At 54.7% G+C, this 21,678-nt stretch carries 35 protein-coding genes and 1 pseudogene; 20 read left to right on the top strand and 16 right to left on the bottom strand.

Translation table 11 applies throughout. The annotated features are described in order from the left end of the window. Nucleotides 1–4 precede the first annotated feature (4 nt). From WH390_RS02275 to WH390_RS02205, 15 genes are all read right to left on the bottom strand, one after another. Nucleotides 5–490, bottom strand: coding sequence for a hypothetical protein (locus WH390_RS02275; RefSeq protein WP_406850622.1), 486 nt, complete (start codon nt 488–490; stop codon nt 5–7). A 229-nt stretch (nt 491–719) separates the two neighbouring features. Continuing rightward, nucleotides 720–1,094, bottom strand: a complete 375-nt coding sequence (locus tag WH390_RS02270) for a Mor transcription activator family protein (protein ID WP_032116685.1) — start codon at nt 1,092–1,094, stop codon at nt 720–722. Beyond that, entirely contained in the window at nt 1,088–1,510 is a 423-nt protein-coding gene (locus tag WH390_RS02265) for a gp16 family protein (RefSeq protein ID WP_032116684.1), read from the bottom strand. Before WH390_RS02265 ends, WH390_RS02270 begins: the two co-directional genes overlap by 7 nt. Before the next feature lie 137 nt (nt 1,511–1,647). Further along, on the bottom strand, nt 1,648–1,827 hold the full coding sequence (locus tag WH390_RS02260) for a hypothetical protein (RefSeq protein ID WP_032116683.1): 180 nt from the start codon (nt 1,825–1,827) through the stop codon (nt 1,648–1,650). 16 nt (nt 1,828–1,843) lie between these two features. Further along, the gene (locus tag WH390_RS02255) at nt 1,844–2,473 is read right to left on the bottom strand and encodes a LysE family translocator (protein ID WP_032116682.1); all 630 of its coding nucleotides are present in this window, start codon (nt 2,471–2,473) and stop codon (nt 1,844–1,846) included. After that, nucleotides 2,470–2,712 (bottom strand): hypothetical protein, encoded by a 243-nt coding sequence (locus WH390_RS02250; protein ID WP_032116681.1) that lies wholly within the window; start codon nt 2,710–2,712, stop codon nt 2,470–2,472. The genes WH390_RS02255 and WH390_RS02250 overlap by 4 nt, the downstream gene beginning before the upstream one ends. Then, nucleotides 2,709–2,879: a hypothetical protein gene (locus WH390_RS02245; RefSeq protein ID WP_187290976.1), complete on the bottom strand. Its 171-nt coding sequence runs from the start codon at nt 2,877–2,879 to the stop codon at nt 2,709–2,711. Before WH390_RS02245 ends, WH390_RS02250 begins: the two co-directional genes overlap by 4 nt. Beyond that, entirely contained in the window at nt 2,876–3,406 is a 531-nt protein-coding gene (locus WH390_RS02240) for a host-nuclease inhibitor Gam family protein (protein WP_032116680.1), read from the bottom strand. Before WH390_RS02240 ends, WH390_RS02245 begins: the two co-directional genes overlap by 4 nt. 32 nt (nt 3,407–3,438) lie before the next feature. Further along, nucleotides 3,439–3,669, bottom strand: a complete 231-nt coding sequence (locus tag WH390_RS02235) for a hypothetical protein (RefSeq protein ID WP_032116679.1) — start codon at nt 3,667–3,669, stop codon at nt 3,439–3,441. Between the two features lie 2 nt (nt 3,670–3,671). Continuing rightward, nucleotides 3,672–3,887 (bottom strand): hypothetical protein, encoded by a 216-nt coding sequence (locus WH390_RS02230; RefSeq protein WP_290605697.1) that lies wholly within the window; start codon nt 3,885–3,887, stop codon nt 3,672–3,674. 98 nt (nt 3,888–3,985) lie between these two features. Next, a complete protein-coding gene (locus WH390_RS02225; protein ID WP_032116677.1) occupies nt 3,986–5,140 on the bottom strand; it encodes an AAA family ATPase in 1,155 nt (384 codons plus the stop codon). Between the two features lie 12 nt (nt 5,141–5,152). Next, entirely contained in the window at nt 5,153–6,940 is a 1,788-nt protein-coding gene (locus WH390_RS02220) for a DDE-type integrase/transposase/recombinase (RefSeq protein WP_032116676.1), read from the bottom strand. Continuing rightward, nucleotides 6,937–7,893, bottom strand: coding sequence for a hypothetical protein (locus WH390_RS02215; RefSeq protein WP_069187520.1), 957 nt, complete (start codon nt 7,891–7,893; stop codon nt 6,937–6,939). The genes WH390_RS02220 and WH390_RS02215 overlap by 4 nt, the downstream gene beginning before the upstream one ends. A gap of 12 nt (nt 7,894–7,905) precedes the next feature. Continuing rightward, complete coding sequence (locus tag WH390_RS02210; protein ID WP_032116675.1) at nt 7,906–8,226, bottom strand: Rrf2 family transcriptional regulator; 321 nt, start codon at nt 8,224–8,226, stop codon at nt 7,906–7,908. Nucleotides 8,227–8,283: 57 nt separating this feature from the next. Further along, nucleotides 8,284–8,517 carry a hypothetical protein gene (locus WH390_RS02205; protein WP_032116674.1) on the bottom strand — a complete coding sequence of 78 codons (234 nt, stop codon included), beginning with the start codon at nt 8,515–8,517 and terminating at the stop codon, nt 8,284–8,286. Between the two features lie 139 nt (nt 8,518–8,656). Between WH390_RS02205 and WH390_RS02200 the strand changes: the two genes are divergently transcribed. Continuing rightward, nucleotides 8,657–9,694: a hypothetical protein gene (locus WH390_RS02200; RefSeq protein ID WP_406850639.1), complete on the top strand. Its 1,038-nt coding sequence runs from the start codon at nt 8,657–8,659 to the stop codon at nt 9,692–9,694. Nucleotides 9,695–9,723: 29 nt separating this feature from the next. Here WH390_RS02200 and WH390_RS02195 read toward each other — a convergent pair whose 3' ends face one another. Then, nucleotides 9,724–10,470 carry a DNA adenine methylase gene (locus WH390_RS02195; RefSeq protein WP_406850716.1) on the bottom strand — a complete coding sequence of 249 codons (747 nt, stop codon included), beginning with the start codon at nt 10,468–10,470 and terminating at the stop codon, nt 9,724–9,726. 297 nt (nt 10,471–10,767) lie between these two features. Here WH390_RS02195 and WH390_RS02190 point away from each other — a divergent pair, with 297 nt between their 5' ends. The 19 genes and pseudogenes from WH390_RS02190 to WH390_RS02100 all read left to right on the top strand — a co-directional run bounded on the left by WH390_RS02190 (nt 10,768) and on the right by WH390_RS02100 (nt 21,581). Continuing rightward, on the top strand, nt 10,768–11,121 hold the full coding sequence (locus tag WH390_RS02190) for a putative holin (RefSeq protein ID WP_032116672.1): 354 nt from the start codon (nt 10,768–10,770) through the stop codon (nt 11,119–11,121). Nucleotides 11,122–11,123: 2 nt separating this feature from the next. Then, nucleotides 11,124–11,762 (top strand): transglycosylase SLT domain-containing protein, encoded by a 639-nt coding sequence (locus WH390_RS02185; protein WP_081932935.1) that lies wholly within the window; start codon nt 11,124–11,126, stop codon nt 11,760–11,762. Beyond that, complete coding sequence (locus WH390_RS02180; protein WP_032116671.1) at nt 11,755–12,378, top strand: hypothetical protein; 624 nt, start codon at nt 11,755–11,757, stop codon at nt 12,376–12,378. Before WH390_RS02185 ends, WH390_RS02180 begins: the two co-directional genes overlap by 8 nt. Continuing rightward, entirely contained in the window at nt 12,375–12,698 is a 324-nt protein-coding gene (locus tag WH390_RS02175) for a hypothetical protein (protein WP_032116670.1), read from the top strand. Before WH390_RS02180 ends, WH390_RS02175 begins: the two co-directional genes overlap by 4 nt. Before the next feature lie 2 nt (nt 12,699–12,700). Next, nucleotides 12,701–12,877 carry a hypothetical protein gene (locus WH390_RS02170; protein ID WP_406850638.1) on the top strand — a complete coding sequence of 59 codons (177 nt, stop codon included), beginning with the start codon at nt 12,701–12,703 and terminating at the stop codon, nt 12,875–12,877. Nucleotides 12,878–13,013: 136 nt separating this feature from the next. Then, nucleotides 13,014–13,436, top strand: coding sequence for a phage protein Gp27 family protein (locus WH390_RS02165; protein ID WP_032116668.1), 423 nt, complete (start codon nt 13,014–13,016; stop codon nt 13,434–13,436). Nucleotides 13,437–13,561: 125 nt separating this feature from the next. Then, the gene (locus WH390_RS02160; RefSeq protein WP_406850637.1) at nt 13,562–14,605 is read left to right on the top strand and encodes a terminase large subunit domain-containing protein; all 1,044 of its coding nucleotides are present in this window, start codon (nt 13,562–13,564) and stop codon (nt 14,603–14,605) included. Continuing rightward, nucleotides 14,578–14,877, top strand: a complete 300-nt coding sequence (locus WH390_RS02155) for a hypothetical protein (RefSeq protein WP_406850636.1) — start codon at nt 14,578–14,580, stop codon at nt 14,875–14,877. The genes WH390_RS02160 and WH390_RS02155 overlap by 28 nt, the downstream gene beginning before the upstream one ends. Then, nucleotides 14,877–16,311, top strand: a pseudogene (locus WH390_RS02150) (DUF935 domain-containing protein); the annotation flags it as partial. The gene WH390_RS02155 and the pseudogene WH390_RS02150, both read left to right, overlap by 1 nt. 6 nt (nt 16,312–16,317) lie before the next feature. Then, complete coding sequence (locus tag WH390_RS02145) at nt 16,318–17,151, top strand: phage minor head protein (protein WP_052044999.1); 834 nt, start codon at nt 16,318–16,320, stop codon at nt 17,149–17,151. After that, a complete protein-coding gene (locus WH390_RS02140; RefSeq protein WP_406850619.1) occupies nt 17,148–17,603 on the top strand; it encodes a phage virion morphogenesis protein in 456 nt (151 codons plus the stop codon). The genes WH390_RS02145 and WH390_RS02140 overlap by 4 nt, the downstream gene beginning before the upstream one ends. Nucleotides 17,604–17,829: 226 nt before the next feature. Continuing rightward, a complete protein-coding gene (locus WH390_RS02135) occupies nt 17,830–18,402 on the top strand; it encodes a hypothetical protein (RefSeq protein WP_406850635.1) in 573 nt (190 codons plus the stop codon). 139 nt (nt 18,403–18,541) lie between these two features. Beyond that, nucleotides 18,542–18,904: a hypothetical protein gene (locus tag WH390_RS02130; RefSeq protein ID WP_406850634.1), complete on the top strand. Its 363-nt coding sequence runs from the start codon at nt 18,542–18,544 to the stop codon at nt 18,902–18,904. After that, complete coding sequence (locus WH390_RS02125; RefSeq protein WP_032116664.1) at nt 18,897–19,835, top strand: hypothetical protein; 939 nt, start codon at nt 18,897–18,899, stop codon at nt 19,833–19,835. Before WH390_RS02130 ends, WH390_RS02125 begins: the two co-directional genes overlap by 8 nt. Nucleotides 19,836–19,838: 3 nt before the next feature. Continuing rightward, a complete protein-coding gene (locus WH390_RS02120; protein ID WP_406850633.1) occupies nt 19,839–20,306 on the top strand; it encodes a capsid cement protein in 468 nt (155 codons plus the stop codon). Beyond that, nucleotides 20,191–20,508, top strand: a complete 318-nt coding sequence (locus tag WH390_RS02115; RefSeq protein ID WP_406850632.1) for a DUF1320 domain-containing protein — start codon at nt 20,191–20,193, stop codon at nt 20,506–20,508. The genes WH390_RS02120 and WH390_RS02115 overlap by 116 nt, the downstream gene beginning before the upstream one ends. Before the next feature lie 2 nt (nt 20,509–20,510). Further along, entirely contained in the window at nt 20,511–20,654 is a 144-nt protein-coding gene (locus WH390_RS02110) for a hypothetical protein (RefSeq protein ID WP_406850631.1), read from the top strand. After that, nucleotides 20,651–21,148 (top strand): Gp37 family protein, encoded by a 498-nt coding sequence (locus tag WH390_RS02105; RefSeq protein WP_032116661.1) that lies wholly within the window; start codon nt 20,651–20,653, stop codon nt 21,146–21,148. Before WH390_RS02110 ends, WH390_RS02105 begins: the two co-directional genes overlap by 4 nt. Continuing rightward, entirely contained in the window at nt 21,123–21,581 is a 459-nt protein-coding gene (locus WH390_RS02100; protein WP_406850630.1) for a hypothetical protein, read from the top strand. Before WH390_RS02105 ends, WH390_RS02100 begins: the two co-directional genes overlap by 26 nt. The last annotated feature ends 97 nt before the right edge of the window (nt 21,582–21,678 follow it).

Genomic DNA, 21,678 nt, shown 5'->3' with positions numbered 1-21,678 from the left:
CAGTTCAGTCGGTAGAAGAGCATGATGGCTTTGCTTCTCTTCTCCTGATGCCTATTCTGGTAATTTGATCTGCAGGGATGTAAGTGGCAAGAGCGCCGTAGTCCTGATGAATAACATCGCCATACTCTACCCACTCATCGCTATTTGCCGGACTTCTATGCGTGACATAGAGAATGACATCGCCGTTATTACCCAGTGTAAAAGGCCCATTTGGAAGTTCCTCGAAGCGCCCCGGCAATCGTGATAGCAAGCCCGAGCCATCCTTCAGTACCACAAGTAATTCGGTCGCCCGATAATCCGTCAGACCAAACATTTGCTGCCAGGCAGAGTGGGTACTGTCAGACCATGAGATATTATGCTGCCGGAGAAACGCGCACAACCGTTTACGCCACAATGCACCCAGGGTAAATGCCAACAACACGGTTGGCAGCGCTGCTGCGTAAGCATTGACGCCACACCAAAGTGTCACGTGGTATATTACTGTCGGCAACAGGCTAAAAATCAGTGTAGAGAAGAGAATATCAATGGGTTTATGGTGTTCTTTCAGACCAACATTGGCAATAAAGTAGCTAATGTAGCCAGAGGCCAGCGTTACGAGTGTTGCCCAGGGTAAATCCAGCAGGGTTGAATCAAGCATATTTATCGCCTTTGCGTGGGTGCTATCGTAATGATAATAGTAATAAAAAAATGCTGAGGTACTTAAAGCGCGTTATAAATGATCAGCCTGCCTGCTTATCCTCATCTTCAAACAGATTGCCCTGGATGCGGGCCAGCTCTTCTTTTTTAACCCGTTTTATCACGGAATAAATCCACTGTAGCGAGACTTCGTACTTGCGTGCCAGGGCACGGTGGTTATGGCCGTTGAAATCGGCAAATATCTCCCGGTCGCGCTGGTTTATTTTCCACATCAGCCCCATCGGAAAGTAGACATTCTGCCCGCCCCAGACCCGCATCATTTGATTAGCGACGGCATCGCCTATCTGGCTAGCAACAGCGGGATCAACGTCGATAATCTGCCTAACAGTCTGTGCGGTGTGCTCGGCCAGCTCAACCAGTAACTCAGGCCCTTTACTGCGAAAGGTATGCTCTAGCATGAGGTTGCCCTCACCACGCGTTTTTGCCACTGCTTGAGTTTCTCGATAACCTGGCTGGCCTGCTGGCTATCCAGCCAGTAAGGCGAATCACAGCCGGTTTCCCGTTTAACAAAGTGGGCCAGGGCTGTTGCTGACGCATCCCGGACAATGCCCTCATCGGCCATTGCCTGCCACAGGGCCTGCATTTTCTGGATTTGCGGACGGTCGGTCTGCTTTTTCGTCGTGGGTTGAGTCGGTTGGATACGAAAGCCTTTGGCTTTCAGGGCGTTTAACACTTGCGCCAGTTGACCGATATTCAGGGCTTTTGCCGAGGTTTCTCCGGTTAGCCTGTGCAGCATCTGGCGGTAAGTCGTGTCGTCCAGTTTGAGATGATGGGCCGCGATATGGATTAACTGCAGGTATTTTTGTCGGGTCATCGGAGGCGTCCTTTATCGTTTTGGTCTGGGTCAGGATTCCTTATGCCATGAATAAAAAAATAATCCTTCGGGTTTTGAAGGATTATAAAATGAATATCGTTATTATACAATTGAATGAATTGTACGCCTATTTTCTGCTATGACTTCTTCACGCAAATCGCCCTGGCATCAATATCCTTGAAGGTTTCAAATTTTTCTGCGAACTGTTTGGCGGCCTGTTGACAGGCGGTTGCCGTGTCAAACTCCTGTGTATGCAGCGTGGAAAAAGCATGACCGGCATAGGGACTGGCGTATAGGGCTAAAATTAATATCCACATGATAATTTATCCTCTTTCACTGAATTAAGGTCGGATGTTCAATAAAACAAAGGCTGACCGCAATGAACACCAGGAAACCGGCAAACAGGCGGTTTTGTTGTTTGCGGGTTTCGGGCGATTGAAAATAAGGCCGCAAGCGAGTGGCAATGAATGCGTAGAGCGTCATCATCAGCGCATCGACCATTACCATCGTCAGAGTCATAAGGGTAATTTGTGGCCCTAACGATTGGGCCGGATTAAGAAAGACCGGTAGTGTGGCGAGTAGGAAGGCGAGCGCTTTGGCGTTGGTGATATCGGTCAGAAAACCCCAGCAGAACCGTTGCGAGCCGCGGATCAATGTCACGACATCGTAGGCATCCATGATGACCGGTGCGCGCCAGGTTCGGTAGGCGGCAAACAGTAGCCAGAGTACGCTGATGCCTTTCAGCAACAGCCAGGCGGCCGCTGAAGCGCGCAACGCTTCCGTGCTCAGTGCCACAATGGGCACCATCAAAGCTAATGCCGTGGCCTGACCGGCAATAAGCGGTAGCGTCTTGCGCCATCCCCGCTGGAAGGCATGGTTAAGCGTGAGGATAGCGCCCGCACCGGGTAATACGGCACTGAGCAAGGCACCCCCTAAAAAAACTAACCAAAGGTCAAGGTTCATGGTTTATTTACCTCGTGCGTTTGATGATGGGGTGGTATTGATGGCGACTTTGCCGTGATACCTTTTAGCGGCACGACATCCCAATTAAGTACCCAGGCGCTATACCGCTGTCCGCAGTGTGGACAGGTCAGTAACAGGTCAATCCCCCACTCACCGCTTTCAGGTTGCTGAATAACGTCTGCCTGGACGGGCTGCAGGTGGTGAGTCGCCCGATGGCAGCTGATGCAGGTAATGCTCATAATGTGTCTTCCTCATCTAATCGTGCTATCAGTTCGGCCAATATCTCGAAGGCATTTTGAAAGTCACGATACGCCGCCGCGGAATGGTCTGCCCGCAGGTGATGTATGCCGCGGTTTATGTACCTTTCAATCTGACGGCGTAGAGGTTTTATTTCCTGATAGCTCATGAGGCCACCTCCTGCTCGAAGGGGGTAATAATGAAATCCTCAAGCTGGTTGCGAAACGTAATGCCGGGAATATTCAGTCGCTGGATAGTGTCCTGATTTTTGAGCAGGGCATTTTTATCAAGCTGTGCTTTGCGAATAATGCAGTCGGTCTGTCCGTTTTCTTCCAGCGCCTGCAGGATATCGTCCATCCCTTTTAGCGAAACGGACGGTGGGCGGTTACGCCATGACACCTCGCCGGTTATCAGGTTGGCGGTTTTGGTTTTGCCGTTTTGGGTAAGCTCTTCACGGTTGGCCTCGCACCAGGTCTGGATACCTCTTTGCAACAGGGTGATGCGGGCTTTCATGGCTTCAATATCAGCCGCATGTTGATGGGTTAAGCGCGCAATTTCATCGTTAATCTGTGTCTCCAGCCGGGTCATTTCCCGCTGGATATCGCCCAGACTTTTAATATCGCTTATCACCTGCTCACGGGTTTGCGGGGTGCAGGAAGCCGCCACGGCTTTAAGCCGCGTTATTTTCTTTGCCATCTTTTTTACCTTTTCATTAACAACGTCGGGAATTAAACGCGCTCGAAAATAATGTCCTCAAGGGCGTCACTGTATTGAATATGCTCAAATACGTTAATTCTATATCGGGCCGCAATGTCACCGAGACAGCAATCCTGTTCATTAAAATCACGGCAGTTTTCGCAAATCGATAAATAGGTTTCATAGTCCTGTTCCGGCATATCGACGGTCTTTGCCAAATAAACCGATTGGCGAGCGGTAATACGGACAGGGCGTGTTTTCATGATTAACGTACCTCCCAGGTGATTCGGCAGTTATCTTGCAGAAACTGGTATTTTTCCCAGCGACCCTGATGGTCGGTACCCAGGGCATAGCGAACGGCATGCCCCTTTTTATGTAAGGCATCACACCGTCGGTCATGCAGCAGGGTAATGGTCGGACGGCTATAGCCATCAACGGTAAACTGACTGACGGTAAAACCTTCCTGGCTGAGGTTGTCCATCACCGACAGGCATTGCCTGAACTGCTGCTGGATGGCCTGGTAGGTCATCGCTGACGGGTTTTTAATGGTCACGGCGGGGTTCAGCATAAAAGCCTCCTTTAATGCACACTGTGAATAATATTGGCGTCGATAACCGGAATGGCGTTTTGCGCGGCCAGATTCATGGCGGCGGTCACCAGATTGCCGATAGCCAGGGGATAAAGCAGGCTGACCGGCGTGTCTTTTTTCGGGCGCAGCCAGCTTAGGCGTTGACGTAGTGCCGGTATCGCATCCGGGCCGAGGACTTTGCTCGTGTCGCCACCGACGCGTTTAAACTTGAAATCAAGAAAGTCGGTCAGGTGTTCATCCAGCGGCGGCAGGTCAATCACTTCGCAGCGCTGTACCACTTCCCTGACCGCTAGCAGGCGCTCGGATAACTTGTCGCCCAGTTCGGGTTGTCCCAGCAGGACGATGGACAGCAGTTTTTTAAAGCTGTCTTCCAGCTCAAAGAAGCGTTTGAGGTGCTTTAAGGTCGGGATGGGCAGACAATGGGCTTCTTCAATCACCAGTACATGGCTGTACCCGGCGCGGCTGCTCTCTTTTAATAGTCGGTGTAACTGACGGAAGCGGGCTTCCGGCGAGCGTTTGAGTTTTTCCAGTGGGGCCAGGGTATGGACAATAGCCTCGGCAAGACTGGCCGCTTTCAGGGTCTTGCCCTGATGGTCGTTGTCTTCCATCGCCAGCACGTAGGGTTCAATCACCACCACCGGGGCGTTTTCCCGATAAATACGGTCAGTCAGGTCACGTCGCAGCGTGCTTTTACCCGAACCGGATTCGCCGATAACGGCGATAAAGCCGCCATAACGGGCGGTCTGGTACAATGCCTCACGCACATAACGGCTTTGAGGGGTTAAAAACACATCTTCATGACCCTGTATGGCCTGGTCATCAAACGGGGCGCGAAACAGCCCGAAATGCTTTTTGGTGGCAGGCAGCAATACCTGTTTTTTGAGTAACATGGTGTCTTCCTCATTGCTAAGTAGTGGGCGCTTTTCCTTTCCGCCGGGCGTTATCCCGTCAAAGCAGTCGTCCGCTGCGATGCCCTGGTTACATAGCCAGGCACGGATACGCTGTTTTAGCGCGTCGGTGTCCTGTTTCGGCCACTGATGGTGGTTGACTATCTGCGCCAGTGTCGCCTCGGAAAGGTCAAGCGCACGGGCCAGTGCCGCCTGGGTCAGATTGTGTTGTTGTAACAGGGTTTTCAGTTTCAGCATGATGGCCTCCCGTTAACCGTGACTGGCCAGACTGAGCACCACATCGGTGGACTGGGCCATCAGTTCATCACCCAGTGCATCGACCTGGTCAGCCGGAATACCGTCCGGGAAGCGTTGGGTCAGCGCGGTGTAAAATTCACTGCGCCAGGTCTTGCCCGCCGACTGGAAACGCGCGCGCAGGCGTTGCACCACCACGACCGGGTTTAAACGTTCTTCAAAACGCGGGGCGCAAACCGGGGAGACCTGACCCTGTTTGGGCAGGTAAATCGGTGGGGTATCGCGTTCATTGTCCAGATAAGGGTTAAAGCGCCCATCAAAGGGTAAGGCGTTGGCTTTTTGCGCGGCGGCGGTTTCCCCCGGCGTGGTGGTGCCATACAGGGTCTGCTCGACTTCCGCCAGATGATGTTGCGCCGTGGTGTGGGGTAATGCCTTGAACGATTCGCCTAATGTCGGTGCATTGAGGGCAAAGCCATAGTCGTCTTTCACCACTTCCGGCACCCGGCAGAAGGTTTCCAGCCCGTCCTCATTCATCATGACCACCTGCGCTTCACTGTCGCGCCAGGGGTTACGCACTATCTGTACGGTGTCGCCCACGCAAACGCCGGGGACTTGCCGCACATCATATTCACTCCCCCTGAACGACACGCGAAGGTGGGTGCTAACCTTACGGTTTTCCGGCAGACTCACCGCCAGTTCGCGGCATACGTCAACAGGTGGTGCCTTGATTAACTGTCCAGGGGTAATACGCAGCCAGCAGTCGGTGCGGGTCATGCCGGTACGTCGGTGGATGGCGGTACGGTTGTATTTTTTACGCCACAACCCGACCAGGCGGTTCAGTTCATCAATATTATCGACTTGCACAAACCGCAGGCCAGATTCAAAATGGCACTCGAGAATGTCGCGCGCCTTTTCCACTGAGCCGGTAGCGCGGGCGTTGCGGGCTTTATGGGCGATAAGTTGAATACCGAGGGTTTTGCACAAGTTACGCATCGTGGACGAGACCAGGGCACAACCGGGGTCGGTATAAAGGATACGCGGCACGCCATGCAGTACGTCGGCCCCACCGCGCTCCTGCATGGCATTAATCAGCACATCGGTAAAATTTTGTGTCGTTTCGCCACCGAAGCGGTACTCGGCGTAAATCCAGCCGCTGGTGTGGTCGGTCAGCTCAAATGACCAGACGCGGTCGTTAACAATGCGGTCGAGATTTTTGGGCTTGTTCTTGTTAAATTCCGCCTCTGTCATCATGCGCAGGCCGCTATCGCGTGTCGTGCGTTTTTTATCGGGATTTTTCAGGTAATAAAGCACACACAGCGACGCATCCAGCTGCCAGGCATGATTGGGATGGTCAGTTTTTAGTTGGACACACGGGGCCGGTGCCCGTAACTGATTAGGGTGTAGACGATAGTGGTACAATGCCCGGCTGATGGCATCGACCGACAGGGCGAACCACTCGCCGGTTTCATTATCAATATACCCGGCATCAATCAGGTTATTAGCCCGCAGGTCGTTAACCGTCTTTCGCAGACTGTAGAGGCGTTTGCCATTCTTACGTTCTGCTTCCATGATAACGCCCGATATCAACAGAGCTTCGTCACGCGTCAGGGCACTGGTACCATAATCTACCCGCTGCTTGCGCGGTGCCTTATAGCTCACCTGCTTGATTTTTCGCAGCAGCGTCGCCCTGGAAATGCCGAGTGCCTGGCAACCTGTCTGATAAACCGCGTCTTTACCGCCATGCCTTGCTTTTTCGGCAGCCTGAGCAATCGCCAGTACGCGTTCGGTCAGGATGGTGTTCATTGCACCACCTCCTCACCGTTATCTTCACCAGTACCGCGCAGGTGCTCCGGTAACTGAAAATCGGCGTCTTCGGCATCACTATCGTCTTTTATCCAGTCAGGTACTGCCTCTGACACCGCGTGGTGGGGCAAGGCAAAGTCGCTACGTAATACATTGATTTCAAACTCAATATCATTGAGTAGCCCCGCTAAATAGTCGGCATGGGACAGAATATCCCCACTGTGGCTATTCAGTTTTTCCAACCCTTCGCGGAAGCGTCCCATTAACATAGCTTTAACATCAAAGCCCACCAGACTAATTTCTTCGCGGAGATGCCGTAAGCCCTCTTCCCCTAACGGGCGATGTTGATCGATCAGGCGTTTTTCACTCAGTTCATTGATCTTTTGATCTTTCTCATTGGCCAGGCGGCGGCTGGCTTCAAGGGATTTTTCTGTCTCTCGTAATTTTGCGCGCAGTTCTCGTACCGACATCCTGTCAACCTCGGTCAGTGTCATACCAGCAATAGTGCCGCCTTCGGCTAAAACATCTAGATCCTCATCATTTTCAGTTAATAATTCATAAAGTTTAGCTTTTCCCAAAACGCCTAACGTTGCGCGTTTTGGGGCTTCAATTCCATTACCTAAAAACTTTAGGCTTGCCTGCATCATTCTGCGAGCTGTTTGCGGTATAAGCCCTAAATCCTTTTCAAGGATTTTTGTAAATTCCCCATGAGGTTCATTCTCTTTAAGAATAATGAGTCGCTTCCCCGCCTCAAGCATGGCTTCGGCGCTCTGTGCCATATAGAAGCGCGCCTCATGCACAATGCGCTCGCGCTGATAGGGCAAGCCCTCGCCGTACTTATCCATAATGGCTTGCTGATGTTCAGCCAGGGCATTAAGGTTGTTCATTAAATCCGGTGCCAACGGTTGTTCGGGGGCAATTTCAGCCGTCATCGGTAATGCTTTTCTACCCATTATTTTGTCCTCTTACAGTTTTGACGATGAGGCTACGCAGCGGCCATGCCTTTCTGCCATCTTGATTTGTGCCCGTTCGGTTTCATCAAAAAAGGCAAGGGCAATCTGTATCAATTCTTCACTCAAGGCGTAATTCCCATTGAAGCGCCGCTCAATCATCCCTTCTTCCACTAAAAATGGCAGGGTGCGACTGATATTGGCCGCAGAGTCATTGATTAGCGCCGCCAGGGCTTTATTGGACAGGCCGTCGCGGTAATGCCCTTTCATGGCTTTCAAAATACGCAGCGCCCGCCGTGTGCGTGAAGAGGGGTGCAGTAATAAGGTGTTTTTCATCGAATGCCTCTTTTTCATTAATGGAAATTGTGTTACCGTCAGTGAAACAGGCGAATGTTATTTTTTATGGCGTTTTTTACTGTATGGCATGGGTGAACCAACTATCTGTTCAATAGCGCATTTTACTTTACGGGCTTTTCCGCGTGAGCCTTGGCAAGCACCATTCAGTAACACATAGATGTCATGAGGCTTAAAACCATATTCCTGTGCCCACTTAGCGACCGAAGGATATTGCTGATAGATATGCTCGTAAAAATTGCGCTTAAAGTCGGCTGGGTGTTGCAGTGACATGGTGTTATCTCCGTTATAAAAAGTTAAAAATAAATATACAATAGCATTCAAAATAATGTAAAGTCTTTTTTATATGTTTTTGTATGTTTTCTATCACCGTTAAAGACCACGGGCTGTTATCGGCCTAAAGGAGACCTGTATGGCAAAGAAAAAAGCGACAACCAGCCTGTCTGTCAGTACGGCGGACAATATCACGATTGCGGGGGGGGGGGCAATTGCATACCCTGAAAAAAAGGCAGAAAACAGCGCTCAACAGGAGGTGATGGCGCGTTTTGGGGATGGGCTACCCTATGAGAGGGAACGCATTGTGCATGAAGCGCGCTTCTATATGGCGCAAAGTGCCGAGGCGATGCTGGAGGCCGGGAAGCGGCTGATTATTCTTAAAGAGAATGAACCTCATGGGGAATTTACAAAAATCCTTGAAAAGGATTTAGGGCTTATACCGCAAACAGCTCGCAGAATGATGCAGGCAAGCCTAAAGTTTTTAGGTAATGGAATTGAAGCCCCAAAACGCGCAACGTTAGGCGTTTTAGGAAAAGCTAAACTTTATGAATTATTAACTGAAAATGATGAGGATCTAGATGTTTTAGCCGAAGGCGGCACCATCGCCGGATTGACGCTAGATGACGTTGACCGGATGTCGGTACGGGAATTACGGGCGGCATTACGTAAAGATGAGTCGGCGCTTAAACGCAGTCAGCAACTGGTGGCAGAAAAAGAGAAGCAGTTGCAACAACTAAGCCAGCAACTGGCTGGCAAAACGTCTACGGCTGCTACGAGCGATGAACAGGCACCACTCGATACCCAGCAGTGGGTGACACTGACACTCGAAGGGGTGGGAGATCGTCTTAAATCAGAGCGCCTGCGATTGGGGCTTAGCCAGGAGATCTTCGCCGAACGGTGCGGAGTCAAAAAACTCACTCAATACAACTATGAAAAAAGTGAGCGGCATCCTGATGCGGCTTATCTGGTATCGGCTAAAGCATTAGGGGTTGATGTTAATTACTTGATCACTGGTGAGCGCAGTGATGAAGCCAGTGCACTCGACGTGGTAAGAGATGAGGAGGAGGCAACTTTATTGACGACGTTCCGCCATATCCCCGGTGAAACACGCGAGGTGGCACAACGTACCCTGGCTGCAATGGCAGAGAAAAAAGCCGCCCGCAGCCGCGCATGACCCATCCCTCTCCGTTGCAGCGGAGAGGGTTATTTAACGGTAATAATCAGCTCACGCCGTTGGGTGGGCTGATTGCTGTTGAGACTATAACGAATTGGTACACTCTCCATCACAAAGCCTCGAAACACTGCCCGCATCTCGGGAATATCATTGACTGAAATAATCATCATGCCCGCTAAATCCCGTCCCATACCCGCTAATTTTTCATATTGCTCCAGGCCAAAATCCACGCCATAGCCTTCTGTCCCCCAGTACGGTGGGTCGCAGTAAAACAGCGTGTGCGGACGGTCATAACGGGCAATGCAGCTGGCCCAGTCCAGCTGTTCTATGGTGGTGCGTGATAATCGCAGATGCGCGAGCGACAGCTCTTCTTCCATGCGTAGCAGATTCAGGCGTGGCCCCGTGGTGGTGGTCACGCCAAAGGTGTGCTCCGCCACCTTGCCGCCAAATGCCTGTTTTTGCAGGTAATAGAAACGGGCGGCCCGCTGGATATCAGTTAAGGTTTCGGTTGGGGTGATGGTTAACCAGTGATACATCGCCCGGCTGACCAGCGCCCATTTAAACTGGCGCATAAACTCTTCCAGATGGTGTTTTAGTACCCGATAGAGATTGACCAGCTCGCCGTTGATATCGTTAATCACTTCCGCTTTGCTGGGTGACTTCATAAAGTAGAGCGCGGCTGCGCCACAAAACGGCTCCACGTAGCAGGTATGCGCAGGAAAGCGCGGTAAAATCTGTTTTGCCAGCCGCCGTTTACCGCCTATCCAGGGCAGTATCGGTAAAAATTTTGCTGCATTGTCTGTAAGCCTTTTTCACTAATGGAAATTAAGGTAGACTCTTTCCTGTTCTCGAGAACGGAAAGCGCCACGGTTGACTCACAGGTCGTGTCTGTGTGTTGACGGCCTGTCCGGTGTTCCTGCACCGGGTGGGTCGCGCTTTTTCCCTTGCCCCATTCGGGGCTAATCACTGCGCCTAACCTAACCGTTCACCAATCCTCCCACTAGTAAACCGCTTTAAAAGCGATTGGCGCACTGTCCTGCGACACTGTCGGCCTGATTCTCAGGGAGATGGTGATGAAAATCCGAAAAAAATTGACTTTGACACCCTTTAAAACCCCGCGTCTCGGCGGTTGGTTGCTCACTGCGGCCGGTTTGTTGCTGGTGATTGGCCTGGTGTCGCCGCAGCAATTGCCGGTGGTCGTCTATAAGCTGGCTTTGATTACCCTGGCAGCGGTGGTCGGTTACTGGCTTGACCGTTCGCTGTTCCCCAAAGCGCGACCCGGTCAATACCTGCACCATGACCACCCGGAGGTAGCACAAGGTCGACATCCGGTGCGCGGCGGCTGCCATCAGGTCTTTGCCGCCGCTCAACTGCGTCGAGCGGTGATTGTGGCGGCGGTGTGTCTGAGTGTGGCGATGGGGTTGTGAGTATGCATTATCACCAACACCCCAATAAACCACCCGGCATGATGCTGTTCTTTTTGCTGATGCTACTGCTGGGTGGTGCCTTTGATGCGAATGCCGCCCATCCCCCGCCCGCAGCACTGCCATACCGGGCTGACCTGATACGCAACGCCCGTCTGGTATGGGGCCTTAATGCGCCAGTGGCGGATTTTGCCGCCCAGATTGACCACGAAAGTGGCTGGCAGCCGGGTATCACCAATACCATTGGGGCGCAGGGGCTGGGGCAGTTTATGCCCACGACCACCGCCTGGATTGGGGCGTTAATGCCAGGGCTGGCGGCCAAAGCACCCCTCAATCCCGGCTGGAGTTTACGTGCGGTGGTGAGTTTCGATCACTGGCTATGGCAACGCGTGTCGGCGGTAAATGCGTGTGAGCGCATGGCGATGACGCTCTCGGCCTACAACGGCGGCCTGGGCTGGGTACAGCGTGACCGCCGTCTTGCGAAACAGCAGGGGTTCGATGGCAGGCGCTGGTTTGACAGCATTGAGCGGGTGAATGCCGGACGCGGCGCAAGTGCCTGGCGCGAGAATCGCCATTATCCCCGCCGTATTTTAAAAGCCCTGGCACCGCGTTATCTGACCTGGGGAGGGGCAAGCTGTGTTTAGTGCAGTCAGCCTGAAAAGCCTCAGCAGGGTGCTGGTGATGGCGCTGCTGTCGGGCATCTGGTGGCACGGCTACACACAAGGCGCAGCTCGCTCAACCGAACGGTGCGCGGCAACCCTCAGTCAGCTGCGCGAGACGTTTGCCATGCAGGAAAAACAGCGCGCCGAGCAGGCCGCACAAGCCCTAAATGCTTTGCAACAGCGTTTTACCCATCAGGTGAAGGTGGCGCATCAGGCTGAACAGGACTATCTGAATCGTATTGCGCAGCTTCGTGACAAAACCCGACACTTAACCAGGCGGATAGATGACGTTACCCAACACTGGCAGGATGAAAAAGGCCAGGCACATACTGTGGCCTGCGTATTTACTCGTGGCTTCGTGCAGCACTACAACGCCGCCCTCGGGCTGTCAGACGTTGACGGTTCAGTCCCTGCCGCCGCTGCCGGCGGCACTGGCAACACGACCCGGTCAGCTGAGACCCCTGGCGAGCGACACACCCCGAGTCCAGTTACCCAGCGCGATATCCTCGCCAATATCACCGACAACGGGCAACAGTGCCAGGTCTGGCGGGCACAGGTAAATGGATTACTGGATTATATAGAAGGATCACAACCATGACATTACAGGTCGATTTCTGGGTACTGGTGAGCTATCTGTTTGGGCTGGCGGGCTTTCTCGCGGGGCTGGCACGGTGGTTTATCCGGGAGACCGAAAAGCGTCAGACCGAACGGTTTGCGTCACTGGAGCGTCTGATGCGCGAGGCGTCCGATAAAGGGGTACGCCTTGAGCGCGAGGTGCTGGAGTTCAAAGTAGAGGTGCCGGAGCGTTACGTCCGGCGCGACGAATTTATTCATTATCAGCAGGTGGTGGAGTCACGGCTTGACGCGATTTACCAGAAGCTGGAAACGATACAACTGCGTCAGGTGGCAGGAGGATAACGATGATAGAGACCGAACAGGCGCGCCGTGAAGGGTTGCGCTGGGTGTTACTGCAGGTGGTCAACAAGGCGCGGCCCTATCCGGCCAATGACCGGCTGCTGTGGGATGTGGGCCATTCGCTCTACCCGGATATGACCATGCTGGAGCTGCAAAAGAGTTGCTGTTCCTTGAGGGCTTAAGCCTGGTTCGCCTGACCCGACCGCCCGCACGCTCATGGACCGCCACACTGATGCCGGAAGGGGTGAATCTGGTGGAATACGTCACCGACGATATCCCCGGCATTGCCCGCCCGGCCAAATACTGGAGAGAGTGACGATGGCACCGCGCAGTCATATCGAAGTCTTGCCCGTCTCGGTGCGTGAATGGCTCGACCGGGCGCTGACCGAGCGCAATTTCAGTGGCTACCGCGAGCTGGAGACGTTGCTGCGGGATAAAGGGTACAGCATCGGTCGGGCGCAGATTTCCCGCTATGGCCAGAAGGTGCAACGCCGCTTTGCCGCTATTCGTGACGCGACTGAAGCGGCGCGGCAACTGACCAAGGGTGCGCCGGATGACCAGGATACCCGTTCAGAGTCCATTATGGCGTTGGTGCAGACTGAATTACTCAATAGCCTGCTGGAGGCACAAACCATCAAGGAAGAAGCGGGCTCGCCGGTTGAACGGGCTGAACGTTTTGCCCGCATGGCGAAAAATTTGGCCCCGATTATTCATGCCAGCGTCAGTCTGAAAAAACTGTAAGGCCAGCTTAAAAAAATCAGCGCGGAAATGGCTACGCTGGAGCTGGAAGCAGCGCAGCAAGGCAAAGGACATGTCAGTCTGGAGACCCTGAAGCGGGTGCGTGAAGAAATTTATGGGATTATCACATGAGCAAAAACGTGACACTCTACCCGTATCAGCAACACTGGATGCTGGATCCGGCGCGTTTCAAGATTGGCTGTTTTGCCCGCCAGACCGGTAAGACCTTTACCACCACGCTGGAAATTGTCGATGACTGTCTCAGGGTGGAAGCCCTCGGTGGGTCGGCGCGTTGGGTGATTTTATCGCGCGGCGAGCGCCAGGCCAAAGAGGCGATGGAAGAAGGGGTCAAAAAGCATTGTCAGGCGTACGGTCTGGCCATCCGTGAAATCGAAGGCAGCGTGAAAGGCTCGGGCAGCGAACGTTATACCATGCTAGAGGCGGAGCTACCCGGCGGCTCACGTATTACCGCACTCCCGGCGAACCCCGATACGGCGCGCGGCTTTGCCGCCAATGTGTTTCTCGATGAATTTGCCTTTCATGCTGACAGTCGCAAAATCTGGGCCGCGCTGTTTCCGGTAATATCAAACGGCTACAAGTTGCGTGTCACTTCCACCCCGAATGGCAAGGGCAACAAGTTTTATGAACTGATGACCGACCCGTCGCTGGACAGCGTCTGGTCGCGCCATCGGGTCGACATTTACCAAGCGGTCAAATACGGCCTGCCACGGGATGTGGCCGCCCTCAAACAGGCGCTCAATGATGAAGACGCCTGGGCGCAGGAATTTGAACTGCACTGGCTGGATGAAGCATCAAGCTGGCTTTCCTATGATCTGATTGATGGCGTAGAGCACCCGCAGGCCGGCAAGCCTGAGCACTATCAGGGTGGCCCCTGTTTTGTCGGGGTCGATATCGGTCTGCGCCACGACCTGTTTGTGATTTGGGTGATTGAGCAGGTGGGCGATGTGGTTTGGACGCGCGACATCATTACCCGCAAGCGTGCCCCGTTTGCCGAGCAGGATGCACTGCTCGATGGGGTCTTTGCCCACTACCGGGTGCTGCGCTGCTGCATCGACCAGACTGGTCTCGGCGAAAAGCCGGTGGAAGATGCCAAACGCCGTCATGGCAGCACGCGGGTCGAAGGGTGTTATTCACGCCCAGAAACAAGCTGACGCTGGCGACACGCGGTAAAGAGGTCTTTGAAGACCGGCGCTTGCGACTGCCACAGGGCGATGGCGCGTTACGCGCCGATTTGCATAAACTGAAAAAAGTGATGAGTCCGACTGGCGCGCCGCGTTTTGTGGCCGAGAGCGATGCCGCCGGGCACGCTGACCGTGCCTGGGCGCTGTTTTTAGCGCTTAACGCCGCCGACCAGCCGCACGGCCCGGTGCGCGCTTATTCCTGTTGCCCACGGCAGGCCTCATCCTTGCTGGAGGGATATTGATGATTATCGATAAAAAAGCGTTGTTCAGTGACATTGCTACCCGTGCCCGCAGTCCGGCGGGCCTGGGGCAACTGTTTGGCCATTTACCCAATCCCGACCCGATATTACGCGCCAGAGGCCAGGCGATTAGCGTCTACCGCCAGTTACGCGCTGAGCCGTTGGTGGGTAGCAGTATCCGGCGGCGCAAATCGGCGGTCAAATGCCTGGAGCGCGGACTGGATGCAGGGCAAGCGCCCGCCCATGTGCTGCGCTTTATTGAACAGACCCTGGCGCAGTGGGACATGAACCGCATCATCGGTGAACTGCTGGAGGCGGCCTTTTTTGGCTATCAACCCGCCGAACTGAGCTGGGCAAAAGACGGTCGCCATCTGGTGGTCACCGATGTGGTGGGCAAGCCACCGGAGTGGTTTACCTTTGATACCGAGAATCGCCTGCGCTTTCAGGCACCGCAGTCCGGCCTGGCGGGCGAGTTATTACCGCCGCGCAAATTTGTGGTGGCGACACAAGACGCCACCTTTGATAACCCCTACGGGTTTGCGGATTTGTCGCTGTGCTTCTGGCCGGTGACGTTCAAGAAAGCCGGCTGGTCGTTCTGGATGCGCTTTAGTGAGAAGTACGGCACCCCCTGGGTAGTGGGGTATCATCCGCGTAGCCAGGACCAGGCGCATATCAGCCCGCTGCTGCACTCCCTCGAGCAGATGGTGCAGGATGCGGTGGCGGTTATCCCGGATGACAGCAGCATTGAATTCAAGGAGCCCGCCACCAAAGGCGCGTCGAGCCGTCTGTATAAAGACCTGATTGAGATGGCTCGCAGCGAAATCACCATTGCGCTGCTGGGCCAGAACCAGACTACCGAAGCCGAAACCAATCACGCTTCCGCCCAGGCCGGGCTGGAAGTGGCCGCCGATATCCGCGATGGCGATGCGGTGATGGTAATGAGTGCGGTAAACCAGATACTCCGCTGGCTGGTTGAGCTGAACTTTGGTGATGTGCCCGCGCCCGTGTGGCGACTGTGGGAGCAGGAGACCATCGATGAGGTGCAGGCCAAGCGTGACCTGAGTCTGGCGCAAACCGCCGGCTTTTTCAGCGCGCAATACTATCAGCGTGAATATGGCTTGCAACCGGGGGATTTGCTGATGGAAAGCGAGCCAAAAGCCACTGCTCCCTCCGCACCCGCGCTGACCTTTGCTGAGGAACAAACCAAGACCGCGTCTGATGCCCAGGCACAGCTTGACCGGGCACTGGACAGCCTGATGAAAAACGGCACGCTGGACAACACCCTGCAACCGCTGCTCATCCCGTTATTTGACGCGGTAAAATCGGGTATTTCCCCGGCGAACTGAGGGAAAACTGGCCGCACTTTACCCCGAGATGCAGGCGGACGCCCTCCAGGAAACCCTGGCCCGGGTGATGTTTGTTGCCAACGTCTGGGGAGGTTACATGCCAACACTCAATGATAACGAACTGACGGCACTGTTTAGCCTGCCGCCCAAACGGGCGATAGCCTACTTAAAAGCGAAAGGCTTTACCTTTTCCTGGGATTGGCAGGACGTCTGGCAAGCCGCCCATGCGCAGAGCGCGACGGTGGCCAAGGTGACACAACTGGATATTCTGCAGGACATTTATCAGGCGCTGGAAACCACTCTGGCGGAAGGCAAAACCGGCCAGTGGTTTGCCCGTGAATTGACCCCAACACTGCAGGCCAAGGGATGGTGGGGGGAACAGGCAAACACCGACCCGGTGAGCGGGGAGCCGGTGACGGTGCAATTAGGCAGTCCGCAGCGACTGGAGACCATTTACCGCACCAATCTGACTACCCTGTACAACGCCGGGCGCTGGGCAGAAATGCGGGAGAATGTTGCGGCGCGTCCCTACTGGATGTATGTGGCAATACGCGATAACCGCACCCGCAAAAGCCACCTGGCACTGCATGGCCGGGTGTTTTCTGCCGATGACCCGGTATGGCGTGCACTCTACCCGCCCAATGGCTGGCGCTGTCGCTGCAGCGTGATTGCACTGTCTGAACGGGACATCAAAGCGCGAGGACTCACGGTGGAAACGTCCGGCGACCGCCTGCGCTGGTCGTTGCAGGTGGTCTCGCGCAAAACCGGCGAAATGCAGCCGGTGGCCCAGCTGACACTCGACAATCATACGGTGTTTTCCCCGGATATCGGCTGGTCGTATAACCCCGGTGAAGGGTATCGACCGGACTTAACCCGCTATCAGGGGCCGTTACACGCCGTCGCTAGCAAAGCACTCGGAGGCACTCAATGAAACCCACCCTCCTGTCGGTTGAGATAACCGATAACGACCTGAAACAGGCGCTGAAGCAACTGGAGAACGCCGCTTATGACCTGACGCCACTGATGCGCCGCTGGTCTGAAACGCTGAAAACGGCTACCGACCTTAATTTTGAAGAACAGGGGCGGCCACGCTGGCAACCGTCGGTCGCAGCACTCGCCCGCCAGGGCATGACGCTCTCACGTGACGGGTATTTGCGCCGCAGCGTAACGCCGGAATATGATGCGCATCAGGCCAGGGTCGGCACCCATCGCGTTTATGCCCGACTTCATCAATTGGGTGGGAAAGCGGGGCGCGGTGGGTCAGTGACGCTGCCGCCGCGCCCTTACCTGCCGGTATCCGAGGCGGGACAGCTACAGGCTGAAGTCAAACGCCAGCTGCTCGATGAAGTGATTGATTATTTGCAACAGGCTAGCCTCCGCTAAGCGCTGCTTGACGCGTTCGGGTGCTTAAAGGATACAACGCGATACCCGAGCGCGTTTCCGCCCTTTATAAAGCTTTATAAACCCCTTCCTGACGCGGTTATTTCTGATAGCCGCCTCGTCATTCATTTGTCTTCAAAAAAGACGCAAATGAAAATCTTTAAAGCCCTTTAAAGGGAAATCAGACAACCCGACATAGACTGTTGGCATGATAGTCAATGGAGGTGCCATGAAACCCCTGCATATTCTCAAGCCAGGCCACTATATTACCGGAGCCGGTGACCGCGTGACATTTAGTGAAAACGATTTGCATGTCTGTGCGAATGCCTATGATCCGGCTTTGCATGAAGCGCCAATAGTGATCGGTCATCCGACGACCAATGCACCCGCTTATGGCTGGATCAAACGGCTGTCGGCGCAAGGACGCTCACTGATAGCCGAACCCCAGCAACTGGAGCCGACATTTAGCGAATCCGTGGTCAGTGGGCGTTACAAAAAAATCTCAGCCGCCTTTTATGCGCCGGATTCCCCCCATAATCCGGTGCCCGGTATTTACTATTTGCAACACGTCGGTTTCCTGGGTGCCCAGCCGCCGGCGGTCAAGGGCCTTAAGCCGGTGACCTTTAGTGAAGGCGAAGAAGGGGTCGTCGTGTTGAGTGAAGACATGCAGTGCGATCACGATCCGCTGTTTACCCGCTTACGGGCGTTCCTTAGTCACTATTTGCGCACCCAGCCTGACACGCCCCGCTTAACCACCGCGACCAGCACCTTTTCTGAGCCGAGGCTCATCACGCCACCCTGACAACGGAGAACCTTACCGTGGAAAAAATGGAGCCGAAAATCAACGGCTGCAAGCCGAGAACGCCGCCTTAAAGCAACAGATTAGCGCCCATCAGGCTGAAAAGGCCGCGCAGGCCGCCAACGTCGCCCACGAGGTCAATGTGGCATTTGCCGAAAGTCTGATTAATGAAGCACGCCTGGCCCCTGCCGGACAAGCGGTGATGGTGGCGTTACTGGATGCGCTGTCTGGCAAAGAGCAGGCGTTGACCTTCAGTGAGGGCAGCAAAACGCAACCACTGGTTGATGCCGTCAAGTCTCTGTTTACCAGCGCTACCCCGCTGGTTGATTTTAGTCAGCGGGCGGTGCCGGGAAGAGGCAACACGCCGCAAAACAGTCTGACCTTTAGTGAGCGGGCATCCGATCCGGATACGCTGCATCAACAGGCCATGGCGCTTAAGGCGCGTGAGTCCATCCCTTACGAAGCGGCGGTGAAGCGCTGCCTGTCAGGAGAGTCCTATGTCTGATTATTTAAAAAGCAAACGGGCCAACGACCCGGTGCTGACCCACATTGCCGCTGAATACCGCAATGCCAGCCTGATTGGGGAAAAGCTGTTTCCTCTCGTCAGGGTAGAAAAGGAAGGGGTTAAGGTGCCGACCTTTGGTAAAGGACGGCTGGCGCTGTATGAAACCAAACGCGCGGTCGGGGCCAACAGCAATATTCTGTTAAGAGAGAAACAGGCGTTCACCGATATCGTGCTCGATGAGCATGATTTGGCGGTGCCGGTCGATTACCGCGAACAGGCGGAATCGATGTTCAATGAAGAAATCAAGGCGATTAAACGCGCCACCGACGGTATTTTGCTGCGCCGTGAGCAGTATGTCGCCGAGCTGGCCCAATCGGCGTCGGTCTATGCCAGCAACGCCACCAAAGCCTTGACGGGCGAGGCCGCCTGGAACAAGAAAAATGGCGATCCACTGAAAGAGATTGAAGCCGGGATGGAAGTGGTCCGGGCCAATATCGGCCTGCGCCCCAACGTCATTACCATGGGGGCGAGCGTGATGGCACTGTTGCGCTTCCATAAGGTGCTGCAAGACGCGCTGGGCGGCAATGAACGCAAGCGTATTACCACCGAGATTTTAAAAGATTTATTCCAGGTGGATGAGGTGCTGATTGGCGCACCCGTTCAGCTGGCGAAAGACGGTAAAAGCACCACCGACCTGTGGAAAGACAACCTGATGCTGCATGTCGTCAATTTTCCGTCAGTAGGCAGTGATAGCGCCGATGAGCATATGCCTTCCTTTGGCTATACCTTCCGCCGGCAGGGGATGCCGCTGGCCGACCGCTTTGACAGTGTTGGCGGCAAGGTGGTCAATATCCGCTATACCGATATTTACAAGGTAGCGGTGGTGGGCAGTGAAGCCGGTTATCTGATTAGCGGCATTAAAGGAGCGTAAAAGATGGTGACACAACAGGTGGTACTCACCACCACCGTCGTGGCGGTGGAAGATTTAACCGCCCATCGTCTGGTGGGCATAACGGCAAAACCCTTTAAGGGCACCGGGACGGAACTCGGTGTCGCCGAGGTCTCCGGTAAAAAAGGCGACAGCGTACCGATTAATGTGCTGGGCATCATGGCGGTAGAGGCCGGCGCCGCGATTAGCGCGGGCGAGCTGCTCAAGGCCGACAGTGAAGGCCGGGTGGTATCGGAAAGTGCATTAACCGGTGGCGGGCTGCCCGCTTCAACGGTGGGGTGGCTCTGGATGCGGCCACTGCCGCGGGTGAAATTATCCGCATGGTCAGAGGTATCTGATGGCCTACTGCACGTTGGAGGATATCGGGCAATTGCTCTCCCGTCATACGCTGGTTCAGCTGACGCAGGATGTCTCAGGCGAAGCGCTGATGGGTGGCCTGCCCAATGTGATTAACGACAAGGTGCTGAACGATGCCATTCGCTATGCCGATGAGCTGATTGATGCCCATCTGCGCGGTCGTTATGTATTGCCACTGGAAACCGTTCCCACGGTACTGCGCGATATGGCGGTCAATCTGGTCAGCCATCGATTGTACCTGCGTCGTCCCGAAGGCCAATTGCCGGAAGCCATAAAGAGGTTTATCGAGGCAGCTTAAAAATGCTGGAAGCCTTGCGCGACGGAAAATTGACGTTAGGTATCGCCGCCAGTGGTCAGGTGCTCCCCGAGCCGGGGGCTTTTCATGTTTATGCCCGTCCGGCGCGCTTTAGCGGCCCCGGCGGCTTACTGGAGGACTTTGAATGACGCTCGATATCATGCGCGCCCTCCTGGGCCTGCTGACAAAACGCTTACCGCAGCTGGAGGTCACCTTCTTCCCTGAGCAGCCGGAACGCTTTCATCTTAACCATCCACTCGGTGCGGTGCTGCTCAGTTTTGCCCGCTCACGTTTTGGCGACATTGAGGATGTGGGCATGGTATTCCAGCCGCGGGTGCTGCATTTCACGCTGACCCTGGTGATGCGCCAGCTTAACGGTAACGACGGGGCGATTGCCACCCTCGATACCCTGCGTCAGGCCGTGGGGGGCTTTATGCCGCCGGACTGTCGCCGCCCGCTGTGGTTGATTGATGAGGTCTTTTTGGGGCAATCCGAGGGTTTATGGCAATACGCGCTGACGGTGGCGACCGAAACCTGGTTTGTGCAGGACGCCCCGCAGGAGGCCTTACCGCGTACCCGGGAAGATATCATGAAGACAGAGAATAACGAGGTGGCTTATGGCGAAGTTTCGCTACAACGGTGAGTCCCCGAATGGGGCGGCCCTGCGTTTGGCTGATGGCCGTACCCAGGATGTGATGTTTTATCCCGGTCAGGTGGTCGATGTGCCGGTCGATCATCCGTTTATTGTCTCGCTGGAAGCGCAGGGCTATCTGACCTTCCTGGGCTTTGATTATCCCGATACGCCCGTTGAACCGCCAAAACCGTTGACTGATTTTGAACAACGATCACAACAGGCCCAGCAGCCGACTGGCAAACCGGCCCGTTATCGTTATGACGGCGAACAGATGGGCGGTGCTTCGTTACGTTTACCGGATGGCCGCATCCTGGATGTGATGTTCTGGCCGGGTCAGGAAGTGACCCTGCCGATGGATAACGATTATGTGCTGGGGCTGGAAGCCCAGGGCTATTTAACCTTTCTGGGTCAGGAAGCAGCAACCCCGTCGACCCCATCATGACGGCACCGTTGGCACAGGCAATCACCTCATCGGGCGACACCGTGGCGCTTCCCGCTGATGAGGCCCGGCCCGTCGAAGCGCCGGTCAGCACAGCGTT

Origin of the sequence: Candidatus Arsenophonus nilaparvatae (assembly GCF_045346035.1) — a bacterium.
In the GTDB taxonomy this organism is placed as follows: Bacteria; Pseudomonadota; Gammaproteobacteria; order Enterobacterales; family Enterobacteriaceae; genus Arsenophonus; species Arsenophonus nilaparvatae.
The sequence above is the reverse complement of the archived record's forward strand: the minus strand, read 5'-3'. Positions and strand labels throughout refer to the sequence as shown.

Bases quoted from the DNA above. Each gene is read 5' to 3' on its own strand.
- WH390_RS02270 (WP_032116685.1), bottom strand. From the start codon at position 1,094: ATGCTAGAGCATACCTTTCGCAGTAAAGGGCCTGAGTTACTGGTTGAG.
- WH390_RS02265 (WP_032116684.1), bottom strand. From the start codon at position 1,510: ATGACCCGACAAAAATACCTGCAGTTAATCCATATCGCGGCCCATCAT.
- WH390_RS02260 (WP_032116683.1), bottom strand. From the start codon at position 1,827: ATGTGGATATTAATTTTAGCCCTATACGCCAGTCCCTATGCCGGTCAT.
- WH390_RS02255 (WP_032116682.1), bottom strand. From the start codon at position 2,473: ATGAACCTTGACCTTTGGTTAGTTTTTTTAGGGGGTGCCTTGCTCAGT.
- WH390_RS02250 (WP_032116681.1), bottom strand. From the start codon at position 2,712: ATGAGCATTACCTGCATCAGCTGCCATCGGGCGACTCACCACCTGCAG.
- WH390_RS02245 (WP_187290976.1), bottom strand. From the start codon at position 2,879: ATGAGCTATCAGGAAATAAAACCTCTACGCCGTCAGATTGAAAGGTAC.
- WH390_RS02240 (WP_032116680.1), bottom strand. From the start codon at position 3,406: ATGGCAAAGAAAATAACGCGGCTTAAAGCCGTGGCGGCTTCCTGCACC.
- WH390_RS02235 (WP_032116679.1), bottom strand. From the start codon at position 3,669: ATGAAAACACGCCCTGTCCGTATTACCGCTCGCCAATCGGTTTATTTG.
- WH390_RS02230 (WP_290605697.1), bottom strand. From the start codon at position 3,887: ATGGACAACCTCAGCCAGGAAGGTTTTACCGTCAGTCAGTTTACCGTT.
- WH390_RS02225 (WP_032116677.1), bottom strand. From the start codon at position 5,140: ATGCTGAAACTGAAAACCCTGTTACAACAACACAATCTGACCCAGGCG.
- WH390_RS02220 (WP_032116676.1), bottom strand. From the start codon at position 6,940: ATGAACACCATCCTGACCGAACGCGTACTGGCGATTGCTCAGGCTGCC.
- WH390_RS02215 (WP_069187520.1), bottom strand. From the start codon at position 7,893: ATGGGTAGAAAAGCATTACCGATGACGGCTGAAATTGCCCCCGAACAA.
- WH390_RS02210 (WP_032116675.1), bottom strand. From the start codon at position 8,226: ATGAAAAACACCTTATTACTGCACCCCTCTTCACGCACACGGCGGGCG.
- WH390_RS02205 (WP_032116674.1), bottom strand. From the start codon at position 8,517: ATGTCACTGCAACACCCAGCCGACTTTAAGCGCAATTTTTACGAGCAT.
- WH390_RS02200 (WP_406850639.1), top strand. From the start codon at position 8,657: ATGGCAAAGAAAAAAGCGACAACCAGCCTGTCTGTCAGTACGGCGGAC.
- WH390_RS02190 (WP_032116672.1), top strand. From the start codon at position 10,768: ATGAAAATCCGAAAAAAATTGACTTTGACACCCTTTAAAACCCCGCGT.
- WH390_RS02185 (WP_081932935.1), top strand. From the start codon at position 11,124: ATGCATTATCACCAACACCCCAATAAACCACCCGGCATGATGCTGTTC.
- WH390_RS02175 (WP_032116670.1), top strand. From the start codon at position 12,375: ATGACATTACAGGTCGATTTCTGGGTACTGGTGAGCTATCTGTTTGGG.
- WH390_RS02170 (WP_406850638.1), top strand. From the start codon at position 12,701: ATGATAGAGACCGAACAGGCGCGCCGTGAAGGGTTGCGCTGGGTGTTA.
- WH390_RS02165 (WP_032116668.1), top strand. From the start codon at position 13,014: ATGGCACCGCGCAGTCATATCGAAGTCTTGCCCGTCTCGGTGCGTGAA.
- WH390_RS02160 (WP_406850637.1), top strand. From the start codon at position 13,562: ATGAGCAAAAACGTGACACTCTACCCGTATCAGCAACACTGGATGCTG.
- WH390_RS02145 (WP_052044999.1), top strand. From the start codon at position 16,318: ATGCCAACACTCAATGATAACGAACTGACGGCACTGTTTAGCCTGCCG.
- WH390_RS02140 (WP_406850619.1), top strand. From the start codon at position 17,148: ATGAAACCCACCCTCCTGTCGGTTGAGATAACCGATAACGACCTGAAA.
- WH390_RS02135 (WP_406850635.1), top strand. From the start codon at position 17,830: ATGAAACCCCTGCATATTCTCAAGCCAGGCCACTATATTACCGGAGCC.
- WH390_RS02125 (WP_032116664.1), top strand. From the start codon at position 18,897: ATGTCTGATTATTTAAAAAGCAAACGGGCCAACGACCCGGTGCTGACC.
- WH390_RS02120 (WP_406850633.1), top strand. From the start codon at position 19,839: ATGGTGACACAACAGGTGGTACTCACCACCACCGTCGTGGCGGTGGAA.
- WH390_RS02115 (WP_406850632.1), top strand. From the start codon at position 20,191: ATGGCCTACTGCACGTTGGAGGATATCGGGCAATTGCTCTCCCGTCAT.
- WH390_RS02110 (WP_406850631.1), top strand. From the start codon at position 20,511: ATGCTGGAAGCCTTGCGCGACGGAAAATTGACGTTAGGTATCGCCGCC.
- WH390_RS02105 (WP_032116661.1), top strand. From the start codon at position 20,651: ATGACGCTCGATATCATGCGCGCCCTCCTGGGCCTGCTGACAAAACGC.
- WH390_RS02100 (WP_406850630.1), top strand. From the start codon at position 21,123: ATGGCGAAGTTTCGCTACAACGGTGAGTCCCCGAATGGGGCGGCCCTG.